This window comes from Chachezhania sediminis (genome assembly GCF_009765275.1).
Lineage (GTDB): Bacteria > Pseudomonadota > Alphaproteobacteria > Rhodobacterales > Rhodobacteraceae > Chachezhania > Chachezhania sediminis.
Map to the genome: position 1 here is coordinate 267,547 of NZ_VOPH01000003.1, position 26,157 is coordinate 293,703.

General features: G+C 67.0%; 22 protein-coding genes and 1 tRNA gene. 10 read left to right on the top strand and 13 right to left on the bottom strand.

The genetic code is table 11. The annotated features are described in order from the left end of the window. Nucleotides 1–316: 316 nt before the first annotated feature. The 5 genes from FQK05_RS10740 to FQK05_RS10760 form a co-directional block, all read right to left on the bottom strand. Nucleotides 317–391: transfer RNA gene (locus FQK05_RS10740), tRNA-Glu, on the bottom strand. Between the two features lie 109 nt (nucleotides 392–500). Continuing rightward, the gene (gene recJ / locus FQK05_RS10745) at nucleotides 501–2,255 is read right to left on the bottom strand and encodes a single-stranded-DNA-specific exonuclease RecJ (RefSeq protein WP_158966575.1); all 1,755 of its coding nucleotides are present in this window, start codon (nucleotides 2,253–2,255) and stop codon (nucleotides 501–503) included. A 113-nt stretch (nucleotides 2,256–2,368) separates the two neighbouring features. Further along, nucleotides 2,369–3,334, bottom strand: a complete 966-nt coding sequence (glpX, locus tag FQK05_RS10750) for a class II fructose-bisphosphatase (protein ID WP_158966577.1) — start codon at nucleotides 3,332–3,334, stop codon at nucleotides 2,369–2,371. 77 nt (nucleotides 3,335–3,411) lie between these two features. Continuing rightward, a complete protein-coding gene (locus tag FQK05_RS10755; protein WP_158966579.1) occupies nucleotides 3,412–4,698 on the bottom strand; it encodes a homoserine dehydrogenase in 1,287 nt (428 codons plus the stop codon). A 118-nt stretch (nucleotides 4,699–4,816) separates the two neighbouring features. Further along, nucleotides 4,817–5,155 (bottom strand): hypothetical protein, encoded by a 339-nt coding sequence (locus tag FQK05_RS10760; RefSeq protein WP_158966581.1) that lies wholly within the window; start codon nucleotides 5,153–5,155, stop codon nucleotides 4,817–4,819. Nucleotides 5,156–5,277: 122 nt separating this feature from the next. On the opposite strand from FQK05_RS10760, the gene FQK05_RS10765 reads away from it, so the two are divergent. The 6 genes from FQK05_RS10765 (at nucleotide 5,278) to FQK05_RS10790 (ending at nucleotide 11,932) form a co-directional block, all read left to right on the top strand. Further along, complete coding sequence (locus FQK05_RS10765) at nucleotides 5,278–5,892, top strand: TetR/AcrR family transcriptional regulator (protein WP_158966583.1); 615 nt, start codon at nucleotides 5,278–5,280, stop codon at nucleotides 5,890–5,892. A 938-nt stretch (nucleotides 5,893–6,830) separates the two neighbouring features. Continuing rightward, nucleotides 6,831–7,112, top strand: a complete 282-nt coding sequence (locus tag FQK05_RS10770) for a (2Fe-2S)-binding protein (RefSeq protein WP_158967596.1) — start codon at nucleotides 6,831–6,833, stop codon at nucleotides 7,110–7,112. Nucleotides 7,113–7,432: 320 nt separating this feature from the next. Continuing rightward, on the top strand, nucleotides 7,433–8,749 hold the full coding sequence (gene ugpB / locus FQK05_RS10775; protein ID WP_158966585.1) for a sn-glycerol-3-phosphate ABC transporter substrate-binding protein UgpB: 1,317 nt from the start codon (nucleotides 7,433–7,435) through the stop codon (nucleotides 8,747–8,749). 67 nt (nucleotides 8,750–8,816) lie between these two features. Then, nucleotides 8,817–9,701, top strand: a complete 885-nt coding sequence (gene ugpA, locus FQK05_RS10780) for a sn-glycerol-3-phosphate ABC transporter permease UgpA (protein ID WP_158966587.1) — start codon at nucleotides 8,817–8,819, stop codon at nucleotides 9,699–9,701. 252 nt (nucleotides 9,702–9,953) lie between these two features. Beyond that, the gene (gene ugpE / locus FQK05_RS10785) at nucleotides 9,954–10,802 is read left to right on the top strand and encodes a sn-glycerol-3-phosphate ABC transporter permease UgpE (protein WP_158966589.1); all 849 of its coding nucleotides are present in this window, start codon (nucleotides 9,954–9,956) and stop codon (nucleotides 10,800–10,802) included. Between the two features lie 2 nt (nucleotides 10,803–10,804). After that, the gene (locus FQK05_RS10790) at nucleotides 10,805–11,932 is read left to right on the top strand and encodes an ABC transporter ATP-binding protein (protein ID WP_158966591.1); all 1,128 of its coding nucleotides are present in this window, start codon (nucleotides 10,805–10,807) and stop codon (nucleotides 11,930–11,932) included. Between the two features lie 189 nt (nucleotides 11,933–12,121). On the opposite strand, the gene FQK05_RS10795 is transcribed toward FQK05_RS10790, so the two are convergent. Both FQK05_RS10795 and FQK05_RS10800 read right to left on the bottom strand, forming a co-directional pair. After that, on the bottom strand, nucleotides 12,122–13,468 hold the full coding sequence (locus FQK05_RS10795) for a glutamine synthetase family protein (RefSeq protein ID WP_158966593.1): 1,347 nt from the start codon (nucleotides 13,466–13,468) through the stop codon (nucleotides 12,122–12,124). A gap of 75 nt (nucleotides 13,469–13,543) precedes the next feature. Then, the gene (locus tag FQK05_RS10800; protein ID WP_158966595.1) at nucleotides 13,544–14,644 is read right to left on the bottom strand and encodes a beta/alpha barrel domain-containing protein; all 1,101 of its coding nucleotides are present in this window, start codon (nucleotides 14,642–14,644) and stop codon (nucleotides 13,544–13,546) included. A gap of 254 nt (nucleotides 14,645–14,898) precedes the next feature. Between FQK05_RS10800 and FQK05_RS10805 the strand changes: the two genes are divergently transcribed. Beyond that, nucleotides 14,899–16,281 (top strand): GntP family permease, encoded by a 1,383-nt coding sequence (locus tag FQK05_RS10805; RefSeq protein WP_158966597.1) that lies wholly within the window; start codon nucleotides 14,899–14,901, stop codon nucleotides 16,279–16,281. A 159-nt stretch (nucleotides 16,282–16,440) separates the two neighbouring features. Next, nucleotides 16,441–17,232, top strand: coding sequence for a FadR/GntR family transcriptional regulator (locus tag FQK05_RS10810; RefSeq protein WP_233270459.1), 792 nt, complete (start codon nucleotides 16,441–16,443; stop codon nucleotides 17,230–17,232). 174 nt (nucleotides 17,233–17,406) lie between these two features. Here the strand turns inward: FQK05_RS10810 and FQK05_RS10815 are convergent, their stop codons facing one another. After that, the gene (locus tag FQK05_RS10815) at nucleotides 17,407–17,790 is read right to left on the bottom strand and encodes a DUF6476 family protein (protein WP_325063866.1); all 384 of its coding nucleotides are present in this window, start codon (nucleotides 17,788–17,790) and stop codon (nucleotides 17,407–17,409) included. On the opposite strand from FQK05_RS10815, the gene FQK05_RS10820 reads away from it, so the two are divergent. Both FQK05_RS10820 and rpoH read left to right on the top strand, forming a co-directional pair. Next, complete coding sequence (locus FQK05_RS10820) at nucleotides 17,789–18,826, top strand: RluA family pseudouridine synthase (RefSeq protein WP_158966601.1); 1,038 nt, start codon at nucleotides 17,789–17,791, stop codon at nucleotides 18,824–18,826. The genes FQK05_RS10815 and FQK05_RS10820 overlap by 2 nt on opposite strands. Nucleotides 18,827–18,974: 148 nt before the next feature. Then, nucleotides 18,975–19,871, top strand: coding sequence for an RNA polymerase sigma factor RpoH (rpoH, locus tag FQK05_RS10825; RefSeq protein ID WP_158966603.1), 897 nt, complete (start codon nucleotides 18,975–18,977; stop codon nucleotides 19,869–19,871). Nucleotides 19,872–20,076: 205 nt separating this feature from the next. On the opposite strand, the gene FQK05_RS10830 is transcribed toward rpoH, so the two are convergent. From FQK05_RS10830 to FQK05_RS10850, 5 genes are all read right to left on the bottom strand, one after another. Beyond that, nucleotides 20,077–21,891: a M3 family oligoendopeptidase gene (locus FQK05_RS10830; protein WP_158966605.1), complete on the bottom strand. Its 1,815-nt coding sequence runs from the start codon at nucleotides 21,889–21,891 to the stop codon at nucleotides 20,077–20,079. 67 nt (nucleotides 21,892–21,958) lie between these two features. After that, nucleotides 21,959–23,554 carry an ATP-dependent DNA ligase gene (locus tag FQK05_RS10835; RefSeq protein WP_158966606.1) on the bottom strand — a complete coding sequence of 532 codons (1,596 nt, stop codon included), beginning with the start codon at nucleotides 23,552–23,554 and terminating at the stop codon, nucleotides 21,959–21,961. Further along, nucleotides 23,551–24,561, bottom strand: a complete 1,011-nt coding sequence (locus FQK05_RS10840) for a ligase-associated DNA damage response exonuclease (RefSeq protein WP_158966608.1) — start codon at nucleotides 24,559–24,561, stop codon at nucleotides 23,551–23,553. The genes FQK05_RS10835 and FQK05_RS10840 overlap by 4 nt, the downstream gene beginning before the upstream one ends. 297 nt (nucleotides 24,562–24,858) lie before the next feature. After that, nucleotides 24,859–25,803 carry an alpha/beta hydrolase gene (locus FQK05_RS10845; protein WP_158966610.1) on the bottom strand — a complete coding sequence of 315 codons (945 nt, stop codon included), beginning with the start codon at nucleotides 25,801–25,803 and terminating at the stop codon, nucleotides 24,859–24,861. Between the two features lie 4 nt (nucleotides 25,804–25,807). After that, nucleotides 25,808–26,098 carry an SCP2 sterol-binding domain-containing protein gene (locus FQK05_RS10850; RefSeq protein WP_158966612.1) on the bottom strand — a complete coding sequence of 97 codons (291 nt, stop codon included), beginning with the start codon at nucleotides 26,096–26,098 and terminating at the stop codon, nucleotides 25,808–25,810. Between the last annotated feature and the right edge of the window lie 59 nt (nucleotides 26,099–26,157).

The window sequence follows — 26,157 nt, forward strand, 5'->3', positions numbered from 1 at the left end:
GGGCCGGCCCTGCGGTTGGGACGGACCCGGGTGAACGGGACGTAGCGGTTCGATGGTCCGGGAAGCGCCCGGGTCTGCCCGGACCCGCGCACGGGCGGTGGACAGAGCCATGTGCAGCCTTTCTCAGGGAACATGGCCATGGACGGCGGGTGTCGAAAACTCCGGTCACCGGGGCTGTGGTGCGGCCTTGCTGTGGTCCAGTTGCCGGCCTCGCCGCGGGTCGACGTCGCTGGGTGCACTCCGCAAGCATCGCGCTAAACGCTGCCCTTGGACCGCAGGCGGCCTGCTCCAAACGACTGATCTGTCCAGAGAAAAGTGGCAGCCCGTAGGGGAATCGAACCCCTCTTTCCAGGTTGAAAACCTGGCGTCCTAACCGATAGACGAACGGGCCACGCGGCGTGAGCGGTTATCTATGGAATACCTCGATCCTCGGCAAGAGGAAAATTGGGGATAACTCGTACTTTTCTGAAATCTCTGTGAAGTCCCTGATTTCACTGGGCTCAATCCGCCGGCGCGGCGTCGTCCAGGCGCAGCTGGACGGTTTGCCGCCCCTGCCAGTGATTGATCTCCAGCCGCCCGGCGACGTGGAATCGACCATTGCCCTGGACCGACAGCCGCTGCCCCAGCGGGCCGTTCCAGGCGCCGAAGGCGATGGCGTCCAGCCGCTTGCCGGTGCTGTCCGAAAAGGTAGCCTTCAGGTGCCCGTCTCCAACCTGCCGGGCAAAGGTCACGGCCATGTCCGGCAGGGCGAACCGCGGGGCAGGGGCCCCGGCGCCGAAGGGTCCGGCGGCTTCGATCTTCTCGATCAGCGGCACCTGCGCGGCGGACGCCATCAGCGTCCCGTCCAGCACCAGATCCGCTGGTCCCGCCGCACCGGCGCCCTGCCGCTCCAGAAGCTCCGACAGCCGCTCCATGGCGGGCTCCAGCTTGTCGCGGGCCACGGTCAGGCCCGCGGCCATCCGGTGGCCGCCGCCCCGGATCAGCAGCCCCTCGGCCGCCACCCGGTGCACCGAGGCGCCAAGGTCCACGCCCGCCACCGACCGGCCCGACCCCTTGCCCTCGTTGCCTTCCAGCCCGATCACCACGGCAGGGCGATTGGTCGCCTCCTTCAGGCGGGCCGCCACGATCCCGACGACCCCGGGGTGCCAGCCTTCGTCCGCGGCCCAGACCAGCGGCGCCTCCAGCCCGCGTGCCTCGGCCTGCGCCATCGCGGCCTCGCGTACCGCGGCCTCGATGGCGCGGCGGTCGGTGTTCAGCTGGTCCAGCTTCTCGGCCAAGGCCTGCGCCTCGCGCGGGTCCAGCGTCGACAACAGCCGCGCGCCCAGGTCCGCCTGGCCGATCCGACCACCGGCATTGACCCGCGGCCCCAGCAGGAACCCCAGCGCATAGGGCGTCGGCGCCATGTCCATGCGTGACACGTCCGACAGCGCCACCAGCCCCGGTCGTTCCCGGCGCGCCATGACGGTCAGGCCTTGACGGACCAGCGCCCGGTTCACCCCGATCAGGGGTGCTACGTCCGCGACGGTTGCCAGCGCCACCAGGTCCAGCAGCGCCATCAGGTCGGGTCCGCGATGCCCAGCCTCGCGCATCTGCCGGCCGGCCTCGACCAGCATCAGAAAGACGACGCCCGCGGCACACAGATGCCCCAGTTCGCCATCCTCGTCCTGCCGGTTCGGGTTCACGACCGCCAGCGCCGGGGGCAGTGTCTCGCCCCCCAGGTGGTGGTCCAGCACGACGACATCTGCGCCGACCGCCGCGGCCAGCGGTTCGTGCGACAGCGTTCCGCAATCGACACAGATGATCAGGTCATGGGCCTTGGCCAGTGCCTGCATGGCCGGCACGTTGGGGCCATAGCCTTCATCGATCCGGTCCGGGACATACAGCGTCGCCTCGCGCCCCAGCGCCCGCAGCCAGGTGATCAGCAGCGCGGCCGAAGATCCGCCATCGACGTCGTAGTCCGCAAAGACGGCAATCCGCTGCCGCCGCTCGACAGCCGCAAGCACCCGGGCCGCCGCCGTCTCCATATCCTTCAGCGACCGCGGATCCGGCAGCAGGTCCCGCAGCTTCGGTTCCAGGAACTGCGTCGCGTGCTCGGCCGGCACGCCGCGGCGGACCAGCACCTGGCACACCGCCCGGTCCAGCCCGGTCATCCGCACCATCGCCTCGGCTGCCCGGTCCGCTTCCAGCGTCGGCCCCACCCAGCGCCGCCCGGTCAGCGAATTCTCGACCCCAAGATAGGCCCCAAGATCGGTCATGCCCAACACCCCGAATGCGGAAGGCCGGGAAGGTATCACTCCCGGCCTTCTTCTCTTTCCAAATATCTCCCGCCGGAGGCGCACGCCAGCGGCGCCCGTGGCGGCGGGAATGTTCAGGCCAGCGGCGCCTCGCGGCGGATGCGGCGCACCTCGCCGGTTTTCGACCGCAGGACCAGCGTCTCGGTGATGATCCGGCCGCCTTCGGTCTTGATCGCCGGCAGCAGCGTGCCACCGGTCACGCCCGACGCCGCGAACAGCACGTCGCCCCGGACCATGTCGTCGCGCGCGTAGATCCGGTCCAGGTCGGTGATCCCGGCCTTGGCCGCGCGGCCCTTCTCGTCATCGTTCCGGAACAGGAGCTTGCCGAAGATCTGCCCGCCCATGCATTTCAGCGCCGAAGCCGCCAGCACGCCCTCCGGTGCCCCGCCCGACCCCATGTACATGTCGATGCCGGTGCCCGGTTCGGCACAGTGCATGACGCCAGCCACGTCGCCGTCCATGATCAGCCGCACGGCCGCACCGGTCGACCGCACTCCGGCGATCATCTCTTCATGCCGCGGACGCTCCAGGATGCAGACCTTGATGTCCGACATCGGCACGCCCTTGGCGGCGGCCAGCGCCTCGACCCGCTCGGCCGGGGTCATGGTCAGCTGCACGACGCCGTCGGCATAGCCTGGCCCGATGGCCAGCTTTTCCATGTACACGTCGGGCGCATGCAGCATCGAATGCCGCGGGCCCATGGAAATCACGGTCAGCGCGTTCGGCATGTCCATCGCGGTCAGCGTTGTGCCTTCCAGCGGGTCCAGCGCAATGTCGATGCCCGGGCCTTCGCCGGTGCCGACCTCTTCGCCGATATACAGCATCGGCGCCTCGTCGCGCTCGCCCTCGCCGATGACGACGACACCGGCGATGGCCAGCTTGTTCAGCTCTTCCCGCATCGCGGTCACTGCGGCCTGGTCGGCGGCCATGTTATCGCCGCGGCCGATCAGCGACGCCGACGCGATCGCCGCCATCTCCGAGACCCGGGCGATGGCGAGCGAAAGCATGTCGTCATCGAAATCGCTGGATTGGGCTGTCATAAAGTCACTCTCCGGTCAAATGCTCTGCGGTTCATGGCCGCCGGGCCGGTGGGGTCCGGCGGTTCGCTGTGATGGGTCTACTCCGCCTCGATCCGAAGCGCGACGGGCGGGACCAGAACGACATCCGTCGTCTCCAGCGCACGCATCGCCGCGTCGAGTGCATCCGGGGTGGCGGCATGGGTCACGATAAGCACCGGCGCGACCTGTTCCTTGTGGTCGTATTGCCGCATGCGGTGGATCGACAGGCCGTTTTGGCCCAGAATCGTCGCCACCTGCGCCAGGGTGCCCGGCCGGTCGTCCAGCATCAGCCGCAGGTAATAGGACGCGGGCTGCGCCGACCGCGACGGCGTCGCGTCTTCCAGCAAGGCGGCGGGCTGCCCGAAAGTCGGGATGCGAATGCCGCGCGCCAGGTCGCAGACATCGCCCATCACCGCACTGGCCGTCGGGCCCATGCCGGCGCCGGGGCCGCGCAGAACGATCTGTTCGACGGCGTCGCCCTCGATCACCACCATGTTGGTGCCGCCTTCCAACTGCCCCAGCGGAGAGATCGCGGGCACCAGGCAGGGCTGCATCCGCTGCTCGATCCCGTCTTTCGTCCGTTGCGCCACACCCAGAAGCTTGATGCGATAGCCCATGTCGGCGGCCCGGCGGATATCGTCGATGGAGATCCGCTCGATCCCCTCGATCCGCATGCCATCGAAATCGGGCTTGGTGCCGAAGGCGATGGCCGCCAGCAGCGCCAGCTTGTGGCCGGCATCGATCCCGCCCACGTCCAGCGTCGGATCGGCCTCCAGGTAGCCCAGGGCATCGGCCTCGGCGAAGACCTCGTCGTAGGGCAGGCCCGCATTCTCCATCCGGGTCAGGATGTAGTTGCAGGTCCCGTTCATGACGCCCATCACCCGCGTGATCTCGTTCGCGGCCAGCGATTCCGTAAGCGCCTTGATCACCGGAATGCCACCGGCGACGGCGGCCTCGAAGCGGATGGTGCGGCCCGCGGCCTCGGCCATCTCGGCCAGGTCCTGGCCGTGATGGGCCAGCATCGCCTTGTTGGCGGTGACCACGTCCTTGCCGGCGGCCAGGGCCGCCTTGGTCGCATCCAGCGCTGGGCCGGAATCCCCGCCCATCAGTTCGACGAAGACATCCACGTCGTCCCGCATGGCCAGCGCCACGGGATCGTCTTCCCAAGCATAGGCGGACAGGTCCACGCCACGGTCCTTGCCGCGGCTGCGGGCCGAGACGGCGGTGATGGTCACGGTACGTCCAGTACGGGCAGTCAGCAGTTCGGTATGGCGCTGGACGATCCCAACGACTCCTGCTCCGACGGTTCCAAGACCGGCGATACCCAGACGCAACGGATCGGCCATCCGCGTCTCCTTTCATTGCCTTCGCTGTGACAGGCGGTCCGCGCCTGCATCCTGCGCTGGCTTAGCGGGAATGGCGGATGGGTGCAACGCGCCGTTCCGGCGCCGGGCTGACCGGGCGTCAGCCCTCGGCGTCGGTGCCGGCCGTGTCGTCGTCGTCCTCGCGCCCGGCCGCGTCGTCCAGGGGGCGGCGGCGCAGTGCCTCGGCCCGGGCCTGCAGCCGGCCGGCACGGGCGGCCAGGTCTTCCTCGATCTCGGCCGATGCCTCTTCCGGGGGTTGAACGGCGAACAGCGACGGCGGCAGGGGGGCCAGTTGAGGATAGCGGGCCCGGGCGATGTTGGCCGGCAGGGGATCGTCCAGCCCCGGCACATGTGTGCAGCCTGCGATCAGCACGGCCAGCAGCGCGGCAGGGCGCAGCCGGTTCGGCGGGGCAGTCAGGGCGGACGGTCTGGGCGTCATCTTTGGTCCGGTGGCTGGGGTGTCGTTCCCGATCTTGATGCCCCTGCGCGGCGGCGGACGCAACCGTCGCCGCGGAACGGTCGGGCTTTTGCCGCCCGGGTCCATGGTCTAGCGTGTCCGGGATGGCACGTACGACCGGCTCCCACTCCGACATCACCGGCCCGCGGATTCAGGACGCGGCCCTGAAACTGTTTGCGGCGCATGGCTTTGCCGCCGTCTCGATGCGCCAGATCGCGGCCGAGGTCGGCCTGCAGGCCGGCGCGCTCTACAACTACATCCCGGACAAGCAAAGCCTGCTCTTCGGTCTGATGCAGCGCCACATGGCAGAACTGCTGGAGGCCCGCGCGGCCCGCCGCGCCCTTTTGGGCGGCAATGCCGATCCGCTGACCAGGCTGGAGGACTTTGCCCGCTTTCACATCGCCTTCCACCTGGAACGGCCCGACGAGGTCTTCATTGCCTATATGGAACTGCGAAACCTGACCGAACCCAACTTTGCCGAGATCGAGGGCCTGCGCCGCCGTTACGAGAACGAACTGGAAGGCATCCTGCGGGACGGTGAGACCACGGGTGCGGTCGATGTGGCTGACCCCAAGGTGGCGACGCTGGCGGTGATCGCGATGCTGACCGGTGTCACCACCTGGTACCGGGCCGCGGGCCGGCTGTCACGGGAACGGGTCGGGGACATCTACTGGGACATGGTGCGCCGCGCCGTGACCGCCTGCCCGAGCCGGTCCTGAACCGGCAAAGGGTTCGCACGATCCAGAGGTCGTGTTGGAGTATTTGTAAAAAGAAGAAGCCGGGAGGCGCGCTTTCTTCTTCTCTTTTCCCGAAATACTCCCGCCGGAGGCGATCCGACGCTGCAGCAGAAATGCCGGCTGCCAGTCGGGTCCAGCGGCGAGACCCGGCCGCTCCGGCACAGGGCGCGCCGGATCACGCCCGATCCGCCGGGGCGGGTAGGTAGGGCGGCGAGGCCGATGGGCCTCGCCGGCGGCGGCGCCGGCCGCGGAAGTCCGGCGCGCGCTTCCGGGCCAAGGCGGCCGGGATTCGGCGCCTCATCGCGTGGGCCACGGCATTCTTCCGCCGCGGAATGGCTAAAGTCGGCCAGACCACGCAGTCCGCGACCGTCGTGACGCCTGGCACCGAGTAGCCGTTCGCCTCGGCACTCCGCGGGATCCGTGCCAATCCTCTCCTTTGCCTTCAATTCTTCCAACCGGGCCCGGTCATGGCCCGGTTCCGCCATCCCCTCGACCGTGGCTCCCCCGCCTCCGGTGCGGAGCGCCACGGGATCGCCGCGGCATTCGTGCCCGACTCGGTTTGTCGGGTTTTACCGTGGAATAAGGCCAGATTTGGCCGACTGGCGGCCGCTTTCACGCCGGAGGCGCGCCATGCGGCGCGGACGTCAGGGGCGCCGCCCCGACCAAGCTGCTGAAAGTCAGGGGAAATGACCGGTTTCCTTGCCGGTCGACGTTCCGGCAGGGCCGCCTGGACTGGGCTCTTGAAAAACCTGAGCGTTATTGTCAGTATTCAATACAGCCAGCATGGGGGCCGCCCCCGCGCAGCCAGGGAGCACTGGCAACCGCCCAAAACGGATGCGGGCCCGGTGCTCTGGAATGGAACAGCGGAGAGCGTGCATGCCTGTGGAAGCAAAGCAACCGTCACCTGGGGCCCGACAGCCATGATCGTCTGTCACTGTTCGAAGATCAGCGACCGTGACATCCATGCGGCCATCGACTGGATGCGGGCTTCGGACCCCGACACGATCATCACGGCGGGCAAGCTTTACCACGCTTTGGGCAAGTCGGCCGACTGCGGGCGGTGCATTTCGCTGTTCGTGTCGACGATGCGGTCCAACAACAACTTCAAGGTCCCGGCGGTCCTGCAGAATCTGCGCCAGGCGCCGGTCCGCGCGGCCGATCTGGACGAGATGCCGGCCGGGCGGATCAACCGGCTGGGTTGAACACGGCCCGGGCCTGGTTTCGCGATCCGTCCCGGACCTGGTTGAACACGCTGCCGCGCGCACGACATGTTCCCCGTCAGGGGCCTTGCCCCGGGCCGGGGCAGGGGGCTTGGCGTTGCGGTCCGGCCGGCATTGTCCCCGGCCAATTTTGCCATTGCAACCATTGCGACAGACGCCGCCCGGCCGACCCCGGAAGGGCCGCCGTTTCCCGAACGGCAAGGTGAACATTTCACCAATCTGTTTCGCAGCTGTCACAAAACCGAGTGCAAGTCCCTGCAGGTTCCGCGCGCAAACCAACGAACGCATTCAGGGTTTTTGATATGAAAAATTTCGCACTCGCCGCTGCAGCCGCAGTTGCAGCCGTGGCAATGGCAGGCTCGGCCTCGGCCCAGACCGAGATCACCTGGTGGCACGCCATGGGCGGCAAGCTGGGCGAAAAGGTCGAGGAGATCGCGGCGGGCTTCAATGCCTCGCAGTCCGACTACAAGATCAACCCGGTCTTCAAGGGCAGCTATGCCGAGACGATGACCGCTGCCGTCGCCGCCTTCCGTGCGGGTCAGCAGCCGAACATCGTGCAGGTCTTCGAAGTCGGCACCGCGACCATGATGGGTGCAGAAGGCGCGATCTATCCGGTCTACAAGATGATGGAAGACGCGGGCGAGCCCTTTGACCAGTCGGCCTATCTGCCGTCGGTCATCTCGTACTATGTCGACGACAACAACAACCTGCTGTCGCTGCCCTTCAACTCGTCGACGCCGATCGTCTATTACAACGCCGACATCCTGGAAAAGGCTGGCGTCGACACGACCGAGATGCCGAAGACCTGGAACGACTTCGCCGCCGTGGCCAAGCAGGTCGTGGATTCGGGCGCGGCCGATTGCGGCTTCACCACCACCTGGCAAAGCTGGATCCAGCTGGAAAACCTGGCGGCCTGGCACAACGTGCCCTTCGCCACCGCCAATGACGGCTATGCCGGCACCGACGTGGAACTTCTGATCAACGGCGAACTGCCGGTGCGCCACGTGACCAACATGGCCAACTGGGCCAAGGACGGCACCTTCAAGTACGGCGGCCGCCAGTCGGCTGGGAACCCGATGTTCTTCTCGGGTGAATGCGCGATCACCATGGGATCGTCTGCGGGCCGGGCCGGCATCATCGCCAACATGCCCGACACCAAGGTCGCCTATGGCATGCTGCCCTATTACGACGACGTCGCCGGAGCACCGCAGAATTCGATCATCGGCGGGGCAACGCTTTGGGTCCTCGAAGGCGGCGAGCCGGAAGAGTACAAGGGCGTGGCCAAGTTCTTCACCTATCTTTCCAGCGCCGAGGTCCAGGCCGACTGGCACCAGGCGACCGGATACCTGCCGATCACCACGGCGGCTTACGAGCTGTCGAAAGAACAGGGCTATTACGAAAAGAACCCGGGCGCCGAGCTGCCGATCCAGCAGATGACGCTGAACACGCCGACGGTGAACAGCCGCGGCCTGCGCCTGGGCAACTTCGTCCAGATCCGCGACGTGATCAACGAAGAGCTGGAAACCGTCTGGTCCGGCCAGGCCGAGCCGCAGGCGGCAATGGACAAGGCCGTGGAGCGTTCGAACGAGCTGCTGAAGCAGTTCGCCGCGTCCAACTGATCCTGACCTGATCCCTTCGGGCGGGCCTTCACTGGCCCGCCCTTTCGTTCGACCGGACCCGAATTCCATGCAGACCAAGCGTGTCACCTTCCGCCATGTCTGGCTTCCCTATCTTCTGTGCCTGCCGCAACTGGCGGTGACACTGATCTTCTTCATCTGGCCCGCGGGCGAGGCGATCGTCGAAAGCTTCTATCAGACCAATGCCTTCGGCACCTCGCTGCGCTTCGTCGGGCTGGCGAATTTCCAGCGGCTGTTCAGCGATCCCAGCTACTATGCGTCGATACGCGTGTCGGTGATCTTCGCGCTGGCGACCAGTGCCCTGGCGATGACCTTGTCGCTGCTCTTTGCCGCCGTGGCCGACCGGATCGTGCGGGGAACCAATGCCTATCGCACCTTCCTGATCTGGCCCTATGCCGTGGCGCCGGCGGTGGCGGGGGTCCTGTGGATGTTCCTGTTCAACCCGTCGATCGGCATCGCGGCCTATGCGCTGGAGATGGTGGGGATCGACTTCAACGCCACGATCTCGCCCAATTCCGCCATGGCGCTGATCATCGTCGCAGCGGCGTGGAAGCAGATTTCCTACAACTTCCTGTTCTTCCTGGCCGGCCTTCAGGCGATCCCGAATTCCGTTTACGAGGCCGCCGCCATCGACGGGGCGGGGCCGGTGAAGCGGTTCTTCACCATCGTTCTGCCGCTTCTGTCGCCGACCACCTTCTTCCTGCTGGTCGTGAACATGGTCTATGCCTTCTTCGACACTTTCGCCGTCGTCCATGCCACCACGCAGGGCGGACCGGGGCAGGCGACGTCTATCCTGGTCTACAAGGTCTGGAAGGACGGCTTCGTGGGCCTCGACCTGGGCGGGTCCGCCGCGCAGTCGGTCGTTCTGATGGCGATGGTCGCCGCGCTGACCGTCATCCAGTTCCGCTATATCGAGCGGCGGGTGGAGTACTGATCATGGCTCCACATTTTTCACGAAGCGCAACGGCAGGTTCGCGCCCGACCCGAGGGTGGGCGGTCAGGTTGGCCGTGCCTTCCGGTATGCGCACGACTTCGAAACTACCCCAACGCTTTGTCCATTCGCGCCCGCCGTCGTGCCGGAGGCACGCCTTCGGCGTGACGGGGGCGGGTCGGGCGCGAACCGGATCGCTGCGCGCTACGGAGTCTGCAATGGGACCATATGCACCAAGGTTTGAGGTCTAAGATCATGGTCGAAAACCGCCGTCTTCTCGACATCCTGGGTCATGTGCTGATGCTGTTCGCCGTGGCGCTGGTGGTGTTCCCGGTCTGGGTGGCCTTCGTCGCCTCGACCCAGGATCCGGCCGCGCTGATGTCCGGCACCGTGCCGCTTCTGCCCGGTGATCGCCTGATCCAGAACTATTCGGAAATGCTGGGCACCGGCATGGCCAGTGCCGGCGCGCCGCCGATCCTGCTGATGCTTGGCAATTCGCTGATCATGGCCGTGGGCATCGCGGTGGGCAAGATCGTGATCTCGCTTCTGGCCGCCTATGCCATCGTCTATTTCCGCTTCCCCTTCCGAACCCTGATCTTCTGGACGATCTTCATCACCCTGATGCTGCCGGTCGAGGTGCGGATCCTGCCCACCTACGACGTGGTGGCAAGCCTCGGCATGCTGGACAACTATTCCGGCCTGATCCTGCCGGTCATCGCCTCGGCCACCGCCACGTTCCTGTTCCGGCAGTTCTTCATGACCGTGCCGGAAGAACTGTGCGAGGCCGCGCGGATCGACGGGGCGGGACCGCTGAAATTCTTCTGGGACATCCTGCTGCCCCTGTCGCGGACAAATATCGCGGCGCTTTTCGTCATCCTCTTCATCTACGGCTGGAACCAGTACCTCTGGCCTCTGATCGTGACGACGTCCGAAAACCTCTACACCATCGTGATGGGGATCCAGCGGCTGGTGACGGTCGCCGATGCGGAACCGCACTGGAACCTGGTCATGGCAACCACCGTCATGGCCATGCTGCCCCCCATCCTGATCATCGTCCTCATGCAGCGCCTCTTCGTACAGGGGCTGGTGGAAACGGAGAAATAACAATGGCCGGTATCACCATCGACGGCGTGCGGAAGGTCTATCCCAACGGGTTCCAGGCGATCGAGGACCTGTCGCTGAACATTCCCGACGGCGAACTGGTCGTGCTCGTCGGCCCCTCGGGTTGCGGCAAGTCCACGCTGCTGCGCATGATCGCGGGGCTGGAGACGATTTCCGACGGCGACATTTCCATCGGCGGGCGCATCGTGAACCGGCTGGAACCGGGCGAGCGCGACATCGCCATGGTGTTCCAGAATTATGCGCTTTACCCGCACATGACGATCTTCGACAACCTGGCCTACGGGCTGCGGAACCGGAAGACGCCCAAGGCCGAGATCAAGCAACGCGTGGAAGAGGCGGTGCAGATGCTGGGCATCGCCCACCTGCTGGACCGCAAGCCGCGGCAGATGTCGGGAGGCCAGCGGCAGCGGGTCGCCATGGGCCGTGCCATCGTGCGCGAACCGTCGGTGTTCCTGTTCGACGAGCCGCTGTCGAACCTCGACGCGAAGCTGCGCGTGCAGATGCGGGTGGAGATCAAGCGCCTGCAACGCCAGCTGAAGACGACATCGGTCTATGTGACCCATGACCAGCTGGAGGCGATGACGCTGGCCGACACGCTGGTCGTCATGAATGCCGGCCGGATCGAGCAGGCCGGCACGCCGATGGAGCTTTATTCCAACCCGGCGACGGTCTTTGTCGCGACCTTCATCGGTTCGCCCGCGATGAACATGCTGCCTGGGATTGTGGCCGACGGTTTCTTCCGGGTGGAAGGCGACGCGGCGGGTATACAGCCGATGTCGCTGCGCGGCGTGGCGAACGGCCCGGTGATCCTTGGCGTCCGGCCCGAGCATCTGCAGGTCGGCCCGGCCATCGGTGCGGGCTTGTCGGGACGGCTGCACGTCATCTCGTCCGAGCCTATCGGGGCAGAAACGCTGGTCTACTGCGAAGGTCCGGGCAGCGATCCCCTGATCCTGCGGGCTGCGGGAGAGGCCACGCACAGACCCGGCGACATGGTCGATGTCTTCGCGCCGGCCGACCGGCTGCACCTGTTCGACACGGAAACCGGCGAGGCAAAGCCGCGGCTGACCGCCGTACAGACCGTCATGGCGACGGGGCCACAGCCGGTGACGTAAGGCCGGGCCATTCCAACAGAACGCCCGCTCTGCCGGACAAGACGCCGGGAAAGGCAATCTTGCAGCGGGTAGGGCAGCCGTGGGCCTGCGGAAAGAGCGCGAAGCGGCCGCCCGCCATGTCAATCGGCGGAGGTGGGCCGGCCGCCACCCGGCTTGGCGGCCGGGTGAGACCTCAACTCCGAAGGCCGGTCAGACCGTCTCTAGGTACGAGTGGTACTCGAAATCGGTCACGTGGCGGGTGAAGCGGCGCAGTTCCTGCTGCTTGCACTGCACGAACATCCGTTTCAGGCGCTTGGAATAGATCGACTCGACCGTCTTGCCGCGGGCAAAGGCGTCGATGGCCGACGCCCAGTCGGGCGGCAGGTGCGCCAGGTCCATCGAATAGGCGTCGCCCACGATCGGATCGGGGGGCGTCCATTCGCCTTCGATCCCCAGAAGTGCGCCGCCCAGGATCGAGGCCAGCACCAGGTACGGGTTCGCATCCGCGCCGGCCACGCGATGTTCGATCCGCCGCGCCTTGTGGGACCCGCCCGGGATCCGGATTGCGGCGGTGCGGTTTTCATAGCCCCAGGCGATGGCCGACGGGGCATGGGCGCCCGGCAGCAATCGTCGGAAGGAATTCTCGTGCGGTGCGAAGACCAGCGCGTTTTCCTGCATCGTGGCCATCAGCCCGGCCACCGCATGCCGCATCAAGGGCGTGCCATCGGGGCCGCCGTCGTCGAAGATGTTGTTGTCGTCCCGGTCGACCAGCGAGAAATGCGCATGCATCCCCGATCCGGCCCGGTCGCCATAGGGTTTCGCCATGAAGGTCGCGGCCAGCCCGTGCTTGCGCGCGATGCCGCGCACCAGCCGCTTGAACAGCACCGCGTCGTCCGCGGCCTTCAGCGCATCGGGGACATGGGTGAAGTTGATCTCGAACTGGCCGGCGCCGTTTTCCGAAATCGCCGTGTCGGCCGGGATGTTCTGGTCCAGGCAGGCATCGTAGATTTCGTTCAGAAGCGCATCGAAATGCTCCAACTCGTCCAGGGACAGCGCGCCGTCGGAATCCAGCCGCTTGCCGGTGACGGGCGAACAGGGCGGGCGGGGGGCCTGTTTCGCCGGGTCGACGATATAGAATTCCAGTTCGGTCGCCACGACCGGCGTCAGCCCCAGCGCGTCATAACGTTCGACGATGCTGGCCAGCGCCCGGCGCGGATCGCCCGGGAAGGGCTGGCCGTCTTCCGACCGCATCCACAACTGGACAAAGGCCGCGGGCCGCGAGGTCCACGTGACCAGGCTGGGCGGACGGCCGGTAAATTCGCAGATGCCGTCGGCATCGCCGGTGTCGAAGACCAGCTCGCTTCCCTCGATGTCTTCGCCCCAGACGTCCATGCCCAGAAGCGACAGGGGCATCCGCAGTGCCCCTTCCTTCAGCTTTTCCAGCTGGGCGATGGGCAGGCGCTTGCCGCGCAGGACACCGTTCAGATCGCAGATCGACGCGAAGACGGTCTCGATCTCGGGGTCAAAGTCACTACTGGTATCGACATCATCCGCCATTTTCCGGCCAGGCTCGCGTTGTTTCGGAACTGTTCGGGTGTAGCCGGGGCGCTGCATCAGCGCAATGCGGCGCAATCAGAGCTCTGGGTAGGCCGTCTTGGCCCGGATCGCCAGGTAGGGGTCCCAGGCACAGGCCGACGCGCCCAGCACCGCATAGGCGCCGGCATCGGCATAGGCCTTGATCCGGTCGGGCGCGGTCACGCCGCCTACGGCCAGGATCTTGAGCCGCAGCCCTTCGGTCTTCGCCACGGCCACGGCACGGGTCACGCAATCCAGCCCGATGTCGAAGACCGCGCCGCCCATCATGCCGGCGGTTCTTCGGGCGGGGCCGAAGGCAGGCTGGCCGTCTGCATCCTCGATTTCCCGGCTGGGCGCGTTGATCATCACCACCCCGTCGACCAGCGGGTCGAGCCGCGTCAGAAGCGCAGTCATCACCGCGTCGTCCGTGATCGCGCCGATCTTCACCAGCAGCGGCACGTCGCCGATGGCCGCGCGCACGCAGCCCAGGATCTCGGCCGCGAAGGGCAGGTCCAGGTACAGTTCCCCTTCCGCCTTCTGGACGTTGGGGCAGGACAGGTTGACCTCGACCACCTGCGCGCCGGCCGCCACCGCCTCGACCGCCAGGGTGCGAAAATCGTCGATGAAGGCCTCGCGCGTGACGCCTTCGGCGGCGGTGCCGACGACGGAAACGATCAGGACCTGCCCGTCGCGCAGGGCATCGGCGCAGGCGCGGATGTCGTCATGCCAGACCTCGGGCGCGACCGAGGGCATGCCGATCGACCCGATGGCCGTGGCCGACAGCGGATCCGCGGGCAGGGGGCCAAGCGCCATGGGCCCGCCGCCTTCGACGGTGGCCTGATCCGGGAAGATCCAGTTCGGTACCGGGTGCGCCAGCTTCTGCTGGCTGCGGATGGTCTTGTAGGTCAGGATGTCGAAGCCCAGCCGGCTGAACGTTTCGAACCAGCGGCGGTTCAGGACAAGGCTGGCCGCGATCCCGATGCGCGAGGCGACGGGGAAGCCGAAGAACTCCTTGACCCCGGTCACCGGCACCGCCGGGAAGGGCCCGTCGAAGTCCGGACCCGAGGCCGCGTTCTCCTCGAACGTCCGGTTCAGCCGGTAGAGCGGTTTCGACACGGGCTTGGGCAGGGTGGTTTCGATTGGATCGGCCTTGGTCATCGGATCTCTCCTGGTCCGGCGCGCGCGGACATCCTTCAGGCTTGAAATAACGCCGGCGGCGGTTGCGGGTCCAGCCTGTTGACGTCCGCCCGCCGCTAAAGCGGCCGGGAATTGCGCAAATGCCCGAAGCCTGTGCGCCCGCGACGGCAGACCGCTGCCATTGCGCCGGCGGGACCGGGGATTGCGTCCGGGTCGCAGGGACGACTGCCGCCATCAAGGGCTATGACCGGGGCGCTGTGGGTTGGAGATTGAACATGGGAATCGCGGTCATCCTGGTCGTGCTGGCGCTGCTGATGGCGCTGGCGTTCCGTGGGATATCGATTCTGCTGCTGGCGCCCGTGCTGGCGGCCGTGGCGGCGGCGCTGGCCGGACTGCCGGTGCTGGCCAGCTATACGCAGCTGTTCATGGTGCGTACCGGCGGCTTCATCATTACCTATTTCCCGCTGTTCCTGCTGGGCGCCATTTTCGGCAAGCTGATGGAAACCAGCGGTGCCGCCCGGTCCATCGGCGACTGGTCGGTGGCCAGGCTGGGGCAGGGGCGGGCAATCCTGGCGATCATACTGTCCTGCGGGATCCTGACCTATGGCGGCGTGTCGCTGTTCGTCGTGGCCTTTGCAGTCTATCCGCTGGCGGCCGCGATCTTTTCCCGGGCCGACATTCCCGCGCGGCTGGTTCCGGGGACCATCGCGCTGGGCGCCTTCACCTTCACGATGACGGCGCTGCCCGGTACGCCCGCGATCCAGAACGCGATCCCCATGCCCTATTTCGGCACCACTGCCTTTGCCGCGCCGGGACTGGGGATCCTGGCCGCGGTGATCATGCTGGGCGTGGGCTATGGCTGGATGGCTTGGCGGGCCAGTACCGCCCGCCGCCACGGCGAAGGCTATGCCGCCAGCCTGGCCGAAGGTCACGCCGAACGCGCCATGGCCGACGCCGACGCGCCCAAGCTCGCCTTCGGCCTGGCCCTGGCGCCCATCGTGCTGGTGGTCGTCCTGAACCTGATCCTGTCGAAATACGTATTTCCGTCGATGGACCTGTCCTATCTGGCCCTGCCCGAATGGGGTGAGGTCCAGCCCAAGGACGTGATCGGCGTCTGGTCGATCACCGTCTCGCTTGTTCTGGCGTCGCTGTCGGTCTTCGCGATCAACCCGCGGCTGGCCGGCGCCCTGATCCCGTCGCTGTCGGACGGGGCCAATGCTTCGGTCGTTCCCATCTTCAACACCGCCTCGCTGGTGGGGTTCGGTGCGGTGATCGCGGCGCTGCCAGCCTTTGCCGTGCTGCGGGATTCGATTCTGTCGGTGGCACCGGGCAATCCGCTGATCTCTCTCTCCATCGCCGTGAACATCCTGGCGGGGATCACCGGATCCGCGTCCGGCGGCATGTCCATCGCGCTGGAGGCGCTGGGCCCGCACTACCTGGACCTGGGCAACGCTGCCGGCATCGACCCGGCGGTGCTGCACCGGGTGACTGCCGTGGCGACCGGCGGGCTGGATGCGCTGCCGCACAACGGGGCCGTCGTGACCCTGCTGGCCATCTGCGGGATGAGCCACGCCAAGTCGTATCTCGACATCTTCGTCGTGGCGCTGCTGGGCCCGGTTCTGGCGCTGATCGCCATCGTGGCGGTCGCCAGCATGTGATCCGCGCCCGGCAGGTTGGCCAGAGGAGGCAAGGGCGGCTTGCCGCGCACCCGTTGCCGGGGGCTGCCCGCCTTGGCGCTGGGGGCGAAGGCGGATATGACGGGTCCGGTGCGCAAGAGGGACAATCCGGGGCTTCGACGGAACGCGATGAACAGGCAGGTGGCAAGGCCTTCGACTGATCCGGGCGCGGATGCGCCGGCCGAACCGAAGGCGCGCAGTGCTAGCCCGGCCTATCTTGCGGTCGCCAACGACCTGCAGGACCTGATATTGGCCGGCGTCCTGAAACCGGGCGAAGCCATCCCGGGAGAGGTCGCGCTGGCCGAACAGTTCGGCGTCCACCGTTCGACCATACGCGAAGGCATCCGGCAGTTGGAAAGCGCGGGCTACCTGATCCGGGTCAGCCGCAAGCGCATGGTGGTGACGATCCCGGGGGCAGACACCATCGGGTCGGGTGCCAGCCGCGCCATGCTGATGCACCGTGTGACCTTCCGCCAGCTGTGGGAGGCCGCGGTCGTGCTGGAGCCCCTGTCCGCCGCACTGGCGGCACGCCATGCCGGCCGGCTCCAGATCGACGAGATGCGCCGCAATGTGGACCGGACTGTCGCGGCGGTCGAGCTTTCGGACCCCGGCCAGAAGGCGGCGGCGCTGGCGGACCTGGACAAGGAATTCCACGCGTTGGTCTGCGGCTCTACGGGCAATTTCGCCGTGATCCTGGCGCGGGATCCCATCGGGCAGCTGCTTTATCCCGCCTACCGGATGATCGCGCCCGACCTGCCGCAATCGGGTGCTCGGCTGGCCCTGGCCCATGCCCACGTGGTCGAGGCGATTGCCGCCGGCGACGCCGCCACCGCCGAAAGCTGGATGCGCAAGCATATCGAGGATTTCCGCCGCGGCTGGCTGCTTGCCGGCCTGCACGAGGACCTTCAGGTCGCCGATCCGGGGGATGTCTGAGGTCAACCCCAAAGCCCGGAGCGCCGACGTTCTCGCAAGAAGGGGAAGGGTCGCCCCGCGGGAAGGTCGCGAAACGGCCGCGCCCTGTTGAACCGGCAGTAGCAGGTCGAAAGCTTCCAACCTGCGGCTGGGTGGGACGCCAGATTGCTCTGGTCCCCCGATGACGCCAGGGTGTCAGTCCGCGGCCGTCTCGACCGCGATCGTCTGGGTCAGGTTCCCGGATTTCCGGTCGAAGATCAGGATCCGGTCATCCGCCGTCACGACCGCGTACCAGGTGGACCCCACCGTGAAGGCCGTGGCCCGGGCCCCGTCCGGCAGCTTGATCTGGTCGGGCAGGGCGGTTCCGCCCCTGGGAAAGCGGGTGATGAAGAGGCCGATCAGGATCACCAGCCCGATCACCATCACCGCCGTCAGGGTGGTGACAAGCCGGCGCAGGAAGCGTAAGGAAGCCGCCTCCGGCCCCAGATAGGCCTTGTCCGCATCCGCCCAGTCGTCATGGGGGTCGCGGGCAGGTTTGTCCTGCGGGGCCAGTCCTTGCCCCTTGTCGATGTCGCTCATGCCCGCCCGCTCCGTCCATTTCGTCCTCGCGGCCGATCCGCCGCCCCGCCTTGATAAGGCGCTGGCCCGCGACGTGCCAGCCGATGCGTCCCTGTCGCGCACGCGTCTGGCCCGGCTGATCGCCGACGGCGCGGTCCGCGTCGACGGCACCGTGGCCACGGAAGCCAAGGCCCGGGTCGCGGAGGGGGCCCGGATCGAGATCACGGTGGAAGAGGCGGAGGAAAGCGATATCCTCCCCGAGGCGATCCCCCTGGCCATCGTCTTCGAGGACGACGACCTGATCGTCGTCGACAAGCCCGCCGGCATGGTCGTCCACCCGGCCCCCGGCACGCCCAATGGCACGCTGGTCAACGCGCTGCTGCACCATTTCGGCGACAGGCTTTCAGGCGTGGGCGGCGTGAAGCGGCCGGGCATCGTTCACCGCATCGACAAGGACACCAGCGGCCTGCTGGTCGTGGCCAAGTCCGACGCGGCGCACCACGGCCTTGCCGCCCAGTTCAAGGCCCACACCGCCGACCGCGCCTACCTTGCGCTCTGCCACGGCGCGCCGGATCCCGGCGATCCGCGCCTGCACGGGCTGCAGGGCGTGTCCTTCGAACCGGGCGGCGTCATGCGCATCGCCACCGAACTGGGCCGCCATCGCTTCGACCGCCAGCGCCAGGCCGTGGTGCCTGCAGGCGGCCGCCGCGCCGTGACCCGCGTCAGCCTGGAAGAACCCTTCGGCCCGCCGGGTGCCCTTGGTGCGGCGCTGGTCCGCTGCCGTCTTGAAACCGGCCGCACCCACCAGATCCGGGTTCACATGGCCTATGTCGGCCACGGCCTGATCGGCGACCCGCTCTATGGCGGAGCCCGAAAGGCCGGCAAGAAGGCCATGGGCGAAACGGCGGCACAGGCCATCGACGCCTTTCCCCGTCAGGCGCTGCATGCCGAGACGCTGGGTTTCGAACACCCGGTCACGGGCGAGATGTTGAGCTTTCGTTCACCATTGCCGGCAGATCTCGTTGACCTGATCGCGGTCCTGCGACAGCTTTCGTAACGAACCGCACATGCGCGTGAGCGCACGGGCCTTGTCCTTTCGGACAAGCCCGAAAAACGCCATAGTGCGACCCTGACCTCTTGAAGGTCAGACCCCGTGCCCTAAATGAAATGTTAAGTCTCTATACATTCGGAGGGACGTACCAAACATGGCAAATTACGCCAATCTGCCGGCCCCGACGCCCGAAGGCGGGCTCAACCGGTATCTTCAGGAAATCCGGCGCTTCCCGCTGCTGGAACCGGAAGAGGAATACATGCTGGCCAAGCGCTGGGTCGAGGAACAGGATACCGAGGCCGCACACCGCATGGTCACCTCGCACCTGCGGCTCGCCGCCAAGATCGCCATGGGCTATCGCGGCTACGGGCTGCCGCAGGCCGAAGTGATTTCCGAGGCCAATGTCGGCCTGATGCAGGCGGTGAAACGCTTCGACCCCGAAAAGGGCTTCCGCCTCGCGACCTATGCGATGTGGTGGATCCGCGCTTCGATCCAGGAATATATCCTGCGGTCCTGGTCGCTGGTGAAGCTGGGCACCACGTCGGCGCAGAAGAAGCTGTTCTTCAACCTGCGCAAGGCCAAGGCCCGCATCGGCGCGCTGGAGGAAGGCGATCTGCGCCCCGAGAACGTCAAGCAGATCGCCAACGATCTGGGCGTGACCGAAGACGAGGTGATCTCGATGAACCGGCGGATGTCGGGGGGCGACGCGTCGCTCAACGCCACCATCGGGACCGAGGGCGACAGCGCCATGCAATGGCAGGACTGGCTCGAGGACGAGGACGCCGATCAGGCAGGCGATTACGAGGCCCGGGACGAGCTCGAGGCCCGTCGCGAGCTTCTGGCCCAGGCCCTGGACGTGCTGAACGACCGCGAGAAGGACATCCTGACCCAGCGCCGCCTGGCCGATCAGCCGGTGACCCTGGAAGAGCTGTCGACCCAGTACAATGTCAGCCGCGAGCGTATCCGCCAGATCGAGGTCCGTGCCTTCGAGAAGCTTCAGAAGAAGATGCGCGACCTCGCGGGCGACAAGGGCATGCTCGCCTCCGCCTGACCCGTTGCAGGCGGAGAGCGGCCCCGGTCCGCGCCTGCGCCCGCACCAGTCTCGCAATGCAATCGAAAAGGCCGCACCCATCGGGCGCGGCCTTTGTCATTCCGGGCACCAGGCCCCCACTTCTTTGGTCTTCAAATACCTCGGGGGAGTCGCCCGAAGGGCGGCCGGGGGCAGAGCCCCCGTCCACAGAGGCCGACAGGCGTAGTTACCCCTCCATCGCCTCCAGCTCGTCGATGAAGCCGGAAATCATCGACAGCCCCTTGTCCCAGAACGCCGGGTCCGAGGCATCGAGCCCGAAGGGCGCCAGAAGTTCCTTGTGCCGCTTCGAGCCGCCGGCCTTAAGCATCTCGAAATACTTCTCCTGGAAGCCCGCATCGCCCTCTTCGTAGACGGAATAGAGCGCGTTCACCAAACCGTCGCCGAAGGCATAGGCATAGACGTAGAAGGGCGAATGGACGAAGTGCGGGATATAGGCCCAGAAGGTCTCGTAGCCGTCCATGAAGTCGAAGGCCGGCCCCAGGCTTTCGGCCTGGACGCTCATCCACAACGCGTTGATGTCGTCGGGCGTCAGCTCCCCGTTCCGGCGCGCCGCGTGCAGCTTGCATTCGAAGTCGTAGAAGGCGATCTGGCGGACGACCGTGTTGATCATGTCCTCGACCTTGCCCGCCAGCAGCACCTTGCGCTGGGCCTGCGTTTCGGCCTTGGACAGAAGCTTTCGGAAGGTCAGCATCTCGCCGAAGACCGACGCCGTTTCCGCCAGCGTCAGCGGCGTCGACGACAGCAGTTCGCCCTGACCGGCCGCCAGCACCTGGTGCACGCCATGGCCCAGTTCATGGGCCAGCGTCATCACGTCCCGCGGCTTGCCCAGATAGTTCAGCAGCACGTAGGGATGCGCGTCCGTGACCGTGGGATGTGCGAAGGCGCCGGGCGCCTTGCCGGGCTTCACGCCGGCATCGATCCAGCCCTTCTTGAAGAAGGGCTCCGCGATCTCGGCCATCTTGGGGGAAAAGTCGCCATAGGCGCCCATCACCATGCCCTCGGCCTCGTCCCAGCCGATGGTGCGGGGATCTTCCATCGGCAGCGGCGCGTTCCGGTCCCAGACCTGCATCCGGTCCAGGCCCAGCCATTGCCGCTTCAGCTCGTAGTACCGGTGCGACAGCTTCGGATAAGCCTTCACCACGGCCTCGCGCAGGGCCTCGACCACCTCGGGTTCGACCTGGTTCGACAGGTGGCGCGCGGTCTGGGCCGTGGGCATCTTGCGCCAGCGGTCCATGACCTCCTTTTCCTTGGCCTGGGTGTTGTGGACCCGGGCAAAGGTCTTGATATTGCCTTCGAACACGCGGGCAAGTTCTTGGGCCGCCGCCTCGCGCTTCGACCGGTCCGTGTCGGTCAGGAAGTTCAGCGTGGCTTCGATCCCCATCGTCTCGCCGTCGATCTCGAATTCCAGGCCGGCGATGGTCTCGTCGAACAGACGCTCCCACGCATCGCCGACGACGCCCAGGTCGTGGAGGAACTTTTCCATCTCGTCCGACAGCTGGTGCGGGCGCATGGCGCGGATGTTGTCGAAGATCGGCTTGTAACGGGCGAGTTCGGCATTTGCCTTGAGCAGTGCGGTCAGGTGATCTTCGGGCAGGCGGTTCAGTTCCAGCGTGAAGAAGACCAGCGGCGTGGTGAAATTGGTCAGCTTCTCCTGGCAGTCCGACAGGAACTTGGCGCGGGACGCATCCGTTGTCTGCTGATAGTATCGCAGACCGGCAAAGGACATGATCCGGCCGGCGACGCGGTCGATGTCTTCCTGGCGCTGGATGCAGGCCAGCAGACCGTCGGCATCCAGCGTGTCCAGCTTGCCTTCATAATCGGCGGCGAAGTCGGCACAGGCCTTTTCCAGCCAGTCGAGGTCGCGCGCCAGTTCCGGTGCGTCCTCGCCCGAATAGAGATCCGTCAGGTCCCATTCCGGCAGGTCGCCCAGGTTCTTGCCCCCGGCCGAGGCATTGGCGTCGAAAAGCGGCGTTCGGATCATGGTGGACCTCTTGTTGGCGTGTCGCCCCAAGACTTAGGCCCCGCCGGGCCGAACCTCAAGGAAGGGCTCAGCCATAGAGCGCCAGAAGCGCCTTCAATTCGTCCAGGGTCCCCGCATCGGCCACCGTCTTGTCGTGGCGCCAGCGGGCCATGCGGGGAAAGCGCAGGGCGATGCCCGATTTGTGGCGGGGGCTGGCCTGAATGCCTTCGAAGGCGATTTCGAACACATGGGTCGGGGTCACCTGCCGGACGGGGCCGAAGCGTTGCAGGGTGTTCTGGCGGACCCATTGGGTGATCTGGCCGAATTCCTCGTCCGTCAGGCCGGAATAGGCCTTGGTGAAAGGCACCAGCGCCTCGCCATCGCGGACGGCGAAGGTGAAGTCGGTGTAAAGGTTGGCCCGCCGCCCGTGGCCCGCCTGCGCATAGATCATCACCGCGTCGATCGACAGCGGGTCGAGCTTCCATTTCCACCAGTCGCCGCGTTTGCGCCCGGTCGCATAGGCGCTGTCGGCCCGCTTCAGCATCAGGCCCTCGGCACGTTGGTCCCGGGCGGTGGCGCGGGTGTCGGCCAGCGTCTTCCAGTCGGTGAAAGGCAGGGCGGGCGACAGGCGGATCGGCACGGTATCCGGCAGCGCGACGGTCAGCCGTTCCAGCCGGGCCCGGCGCCCGGCGAAGGGCAGGGCGCGGATGTCCTGGCCGCCGTCTTCCAGCAGGTCATAGGCGAGCAGCATCGCCGGCGCCTCGGCCAGCAGCTTCTTTGGCACGGTCTTGCGGCCGATGCGTTTCTGCAGGTCGGCGAATGGCAGGGGGGCATTGTCGGCCCAGGCCAGGACTTCCCCGTCGATGACGGTGCCATCCGGCAGGAAATCGGATGTGACCGCGAATTCGGGGAAGCGGTCGGTCATCAGCTCCTCGCCCCGGGACCAGAGGTGGTGCTGCCGGCTGCGTACGATCAGCTGGCCGCGGATGCCGTCCCATTTCCATTCGGCGTGCCAGTCGTCGGGCGGGCCCAGGTCCTGCGGAGCCATGTCCAGACCATGGGCCAGGCAGAACGGATAGGGCCGCGCCGTGTCGGCATCCATGTCGTTCGACAGGATCAGCTGGTCCCATGTCGTGGTCGCGGGCGTCCAGTCGCCCATCAGGCGAAGGGCGATTTCCGCCTCTTCCTGCCCGGTGGCGCGGGCCAGGGCGCGGGTCATCAGCTTGCGCGAGATACCGACCCGGAAGCCGCCGGTGATCAGCTTGTTGAAGAGAAACCGTTCGGTGCCGCCCAGGTGCGACCAGGCCTCGGCCACGGCCGCGCGGCGGATGTCCTCCGGCTGGCCGGCAAGGGCTGCGAGGCGCGTCAGCCAGTCGGACAGCGTGCCGCCGTCGGTTCCGTCCTCGCTGTCGGGCAGGAGCAGGGCCAGCGTTTCGGCCAGATCGCCGACTACGGCATAGGAGTCCTCGACCAGCCAGTCGGGCAGGCCCGCGATCTCGCCCGCCCAGCGGCGGAGCTCGGTGGTCGTGGCCGCGCGTTTCGGCCGGCGCCCGGAGAAGAGCGCGACGGTCCAGAGCCGGTCGGGTTCCGGCGCGGTGGACAGGTAGTGGGCCAGCGCCTCGACCTTGGGATTGGTGCGGGTCGTGCCGTCGATGGCGGTGTAGAGGGCGGCGAAGTGCTTCACGAGGCGTCGGCCTCGGCTTCGTCGCCGCCGTACCGGGTTTCGAGGGGGGCGGCGTCGTAGCCCTGTTCGGTCAGCCATCGGGCGAAACTGTCGGTATAGCCATGGGTGACGAGCACCCGTTCGGCGCCGGTGGCCGCGATGGCCGCGTTGAGGCCGGGCCAGTCGGCGTGGTCCGATATGGCAAACCCCCGGTCGCCGCCGCGCCGCCTGCGGATGCCGCGCAGCTGCATCCAGCCGCTGGCGAAGCCCGTGGTGATGGGCCCCAGGCGGCCCATCCAGGCGGACCCGAAGGCAGAAGGCGGGGCCAGGACGATGGCACCGGGATGGTCGGCGATCTTCGTGTCCGGCGTGATCAGGATCGTGGGCGGCAGGGGGATCCCCTGTTGGCGCAGGATCTCTGTCGTGGTCTCGATCGCGCCATGGGTCAGGACAGGACCTCTCTGCCGGTCGAGAAGGCACAGAAGGCGCTGAGCCTTGCCCAGCGCATAGGCGCCGAGCACAGGGGTCTGGCCATCGGCCCGCGCCTGCCGCCACCAGCCGTTGATTTCGGCTGCCAGCTCCGCCTGCGGGCGCCAACGGAACACGGGCAGACCGAAGGTGCATTCGGTGATGAAGGTATGGCAGCCGACAGGTTCGAACGGGGTAGAGAGGCCGTCGGCTTCGGTCTTGTAGTCGCCCGAGACGCACCAGACCTCTCCGCCCACCTCGACCCGGATCTGGGCGGAGCCGGGGACATGGCCGGCCGGATGGAACGAGACCGTGGCGCCGCCGATGGCGATCTGTCGGTCATAGGGCGCGGTCTCCAGCGTGATGTTGCCCAGACGGTGGAACAGGACCGGCGCGCAGAGGTCGGTCGACAGGTAGCGCGCGCTGCCGGGCCTTGCGTGATCGGCATGGCCATGGGTGATCAGCGCGCGGTCGACCGGGTGCCACGGATCGATGTGGAAATCGCCGGCAGGGCAGAAAAGGCCGCGGTCAGTGACGGTGAGGACGGGGGCGCGGGTCATGTCCGCAAGGATAATGCGTCCGGAACGGAAAGCGAACGGATTCTGTGGCGGGGATCTGGATCACCACGCAGATGGGCACCATCTGCACGGATCCCCCGTCGCTTGTGCTGCCTGCGCCAGGCCGCCACCCCCGCCAAGGGCAAGCCGCGCGTGCCGCGTGGGGCTTGCGGCCCCCTGACGGCGGCAGCGGCCCGTCCCGTGCAGGCAGCGCTACGGTGCTCCGCGCAGGTGGCCATTTGGAGCATTTCGGGGGGCGGTGCAGCCGCGGGGCGGCCCGGCCAGCGGAGACGAAGCGCGTCAGGCGATATGGGCGCTGTAGAAGGCGTCGATCCGGTCGTGGAGCATCTGGCGCACCTCCGGCGTTTCGAAAAGGATTTCGTGCTGGGCGCCCGGGACAAGTTCGAACTGGCAGCCGGGCCAGTTCTCGGCGCGGGTGCGCAGCATGTCGAGGTCGGCGATCTGTTCGCAGGCGCCCGCCAGCGTCAGACAGGGGGCGTCGGGGGCGGCCATCGCCTGGATCGCGTCGATCTCGGCCAGGGCCGCGCCCAGCCAGTTTAGCGAGGGGCCACCCAGCGAGAGGTCGTGATGCGCCTCAAGCTGACGTTTCATATGGTCGAACATCTGCGGGTCGCTGGTCAGGGTATTGCCCTCGAAGGGTTTGACCAGGACCATGTTGTCGGTCGGTGATGTCGGTGCGCGCAGGCCGCCCAGGCCCAGAGCCGGGGCCACACTGGTCAGAACGTCGGCCAGCACGCGCAGAGGGCGGGGGCCGATCTGAATGCCCCACATCGGGCCGGTGAAGACTGCGGCAGCCACGTCCAGCCCTTCGGTCATGGCCCGCATGCCGATGGCGCCGCCCATGGAATGGCCCAAGAGGACCCGCGGTTGCGGCAGGTCCAGTTCGGTGGCGCCGGCGATCACCGCCTTCACGTCGTGCTGGAAGTCGGGGAAATGGTCGATATGGCCGATGAGACGGTTCGGCAGGGCCCGGTCGGCCAGGCCCTGGCCGCGCCAGTCCACCGCCAGCACGGCATAGCCGCGGGCGACGAAGGCATCGGCGACGATGCCGTATTTCTCGCAATGTTCGGTCCGGCCGGGGAACAGCAGGATGGTGGCCCGGGCCGGGCCGTCGGGGCGCCAGACGGCGATGCGGATCCGCACGCCGTCGGCGCTGTCCAGCCACCAGGCCTGACCGCCCGGAGGGCCGCCGGCCACGTCATCGAAGAACGGTGCCGGCGTCATCCGGTCAGCCCAGCAGCGACGACAGCGCCATGGCCGCGCCCATGTCGCCGTCGATCTTGATCTTGCCGGTCATGAAGGCTGCCGTCGGGTTCAGATCGCCCTGGAACAGCGCCATCAGCGTGTCGGCATCGGCGGTGATGGTCACGTCGGATTCTTCATCGGCGACGCGCACGCCATCCGGGTCCAGCATCACGGCGCCCTCGTCGGGGACCGCGAACTTCACCGTCTTGCTCATCGTCTGATCGCCCAGCTTGGCTCTCAGTTCTTCCGCCATCTTGTCGAGAAATTCGCTCATTTTCTTCCCTCGCTCTCGGGGGTTTGACGCACGCGCCTCTGGCAATTGCCCTGCACGAC

Excerpts from the sequence above, each read along its gene's own strand:
- rpoH (WP_158966603.1), top strand. The coding sequence starts at position 18,975 with ATGGCAAATTACGCCAATCTGCCGGCCCCGACGCCCGAAGGCGGGCTC.
- FQK05_RS10830 (WP_158966605.1), bottom strand. The coding sequence starts at position 21,891 with ATGATCCGAACGCCGCTTTTCGACGCCAATGCCTCGGCCGGGGGCAAG.
- FQK05_RS10770 (WP_158967596.1), top strand. The coding sequence starts at position 6,831 with ATGATCGTCTGTCACTGTTCGAAGATCAGCGACCGTGACATCCATGCG.
- ugpA (WP_158966587.1), top strand. The coding sequence starts at position 8,817 with ATGCAGACCAAGCGTGTCACCTTCCGCCATGTCTGGCTTCCCTATCTT.
- FQK05_RS10765 (WP_158966583.1), top strand. The coding sequence starts at position 5,278 with ATGGCACGTACGACCGGCTCCCACTCCGACATCACCGGCCCGCGGATT.
- FQK05_RS10805 (WP_158966597.1), top strand. The coding sequence starts at position 14,899 with ATGGGAATCGCGGTCATCCTGGTCGTGCTGGCGCTGCTGATGGCGCTG.
- FQK05_RS10840 (WP_158966608.1), bottom strand. The coding sequence starts at position 24,561 with ATGACCCGCGCCCCCGTCCTCACCGTCACTGACCGCGGCCTTTTCTGC.
- FQK05_RS10795 (WP_158966593.1), bottom strand. The coding sequence starts at position 13,468 with ATGGCGGATGATGTCGATACCAGTAGTGACTTTGACCCCGAGATCGAG.
- FQK05_RS10820 (WP_158966601.1), top strand. The coding sequence starts at position 17,789 with ATGCCCGCCCGCTCCGTCCATTTCGTCCTCGCGGCCGATCCGCCGCCC.
- ugpE (WP_158966589.1), top strand. The coding sequence starts at position 9,954 with ATGGTCGAAAACCGCCGTCTTCTCGACATCCTGGGTCATGTGCTGATG.
- FQK05_RS10850 (WP_158966612.1), bottom strand. The coding sequence starts at position 26,098 with ATGAGCGAATTTCTCGACAAGATGGCGGAAGAACTGAGAGCCAAGCTG.
- FQK05_RS10800 (WP_158966595.1), bottom strand. The coding sequence starts at position 14,644 with ATGACCAAGGCCGATCCAATCGAAACCACCCTGCCCAAGCCCGTGTCG.
- recJ (WP_158966575.1), bottom strand. The coding sequence starts at position 2,255 with ATGACCGATCTTGGGGCCTATCTTGGGGTCGAGAATTCGCTGACCGGG.
- FQK05_RS10755 (WP_158966579.1), bottom strand. The coding sequence starts at position 4,698 with ATGGCCGATCCGTTGCGTCTGGGTATCGCCGGTCTTGGAACCGTCGGA.
- glpX (WP_158966577.1), bottom strand. The coding sequence starts at position 3,334 with ATGACAGCCCAATCCAGCGATTTCGATGACGACATGCTTTCGCTCGCC.
- FQK05_RS10790 (WP_158966591.1), top strand. The coding sequence starts at position 10,805 with ATGGCCGGTATCACCATCGACGGCGTGCGGAAGGTCTATCCCAACGGG.
- ugpB (WP_158966585.1), top strand. The coding sequence starts at position 7,433 with ATGAAAAATTTCGCACTCGCCGCTGCAGCCGCAGTTGCAGCCGTGGCA.
- FQK05_RS10760 (WP_158966581.1), bottom strand. The coding sequence starts at position 5,155 with ATGACGCCCAGACCGTCCGCCCTGACTGCCCCGCCGAACCGGCTGCGC.
- FQK05_RS10845 (WP_158966610.1), bottom strand. The coding sequence starts at position 25,803 with ATGACGCCGGCACCGTTCTTCGATGACGTGGCCGGCGGCCCTCCGGGC.
- FQK05_RS10815 (WP_325063866.1), bottom strand. The coding sequence starts at position 17,790 with ATGAGCGACATCGACAAGGGGCAAGGACTGGCCCCGCAGGACAAACCT.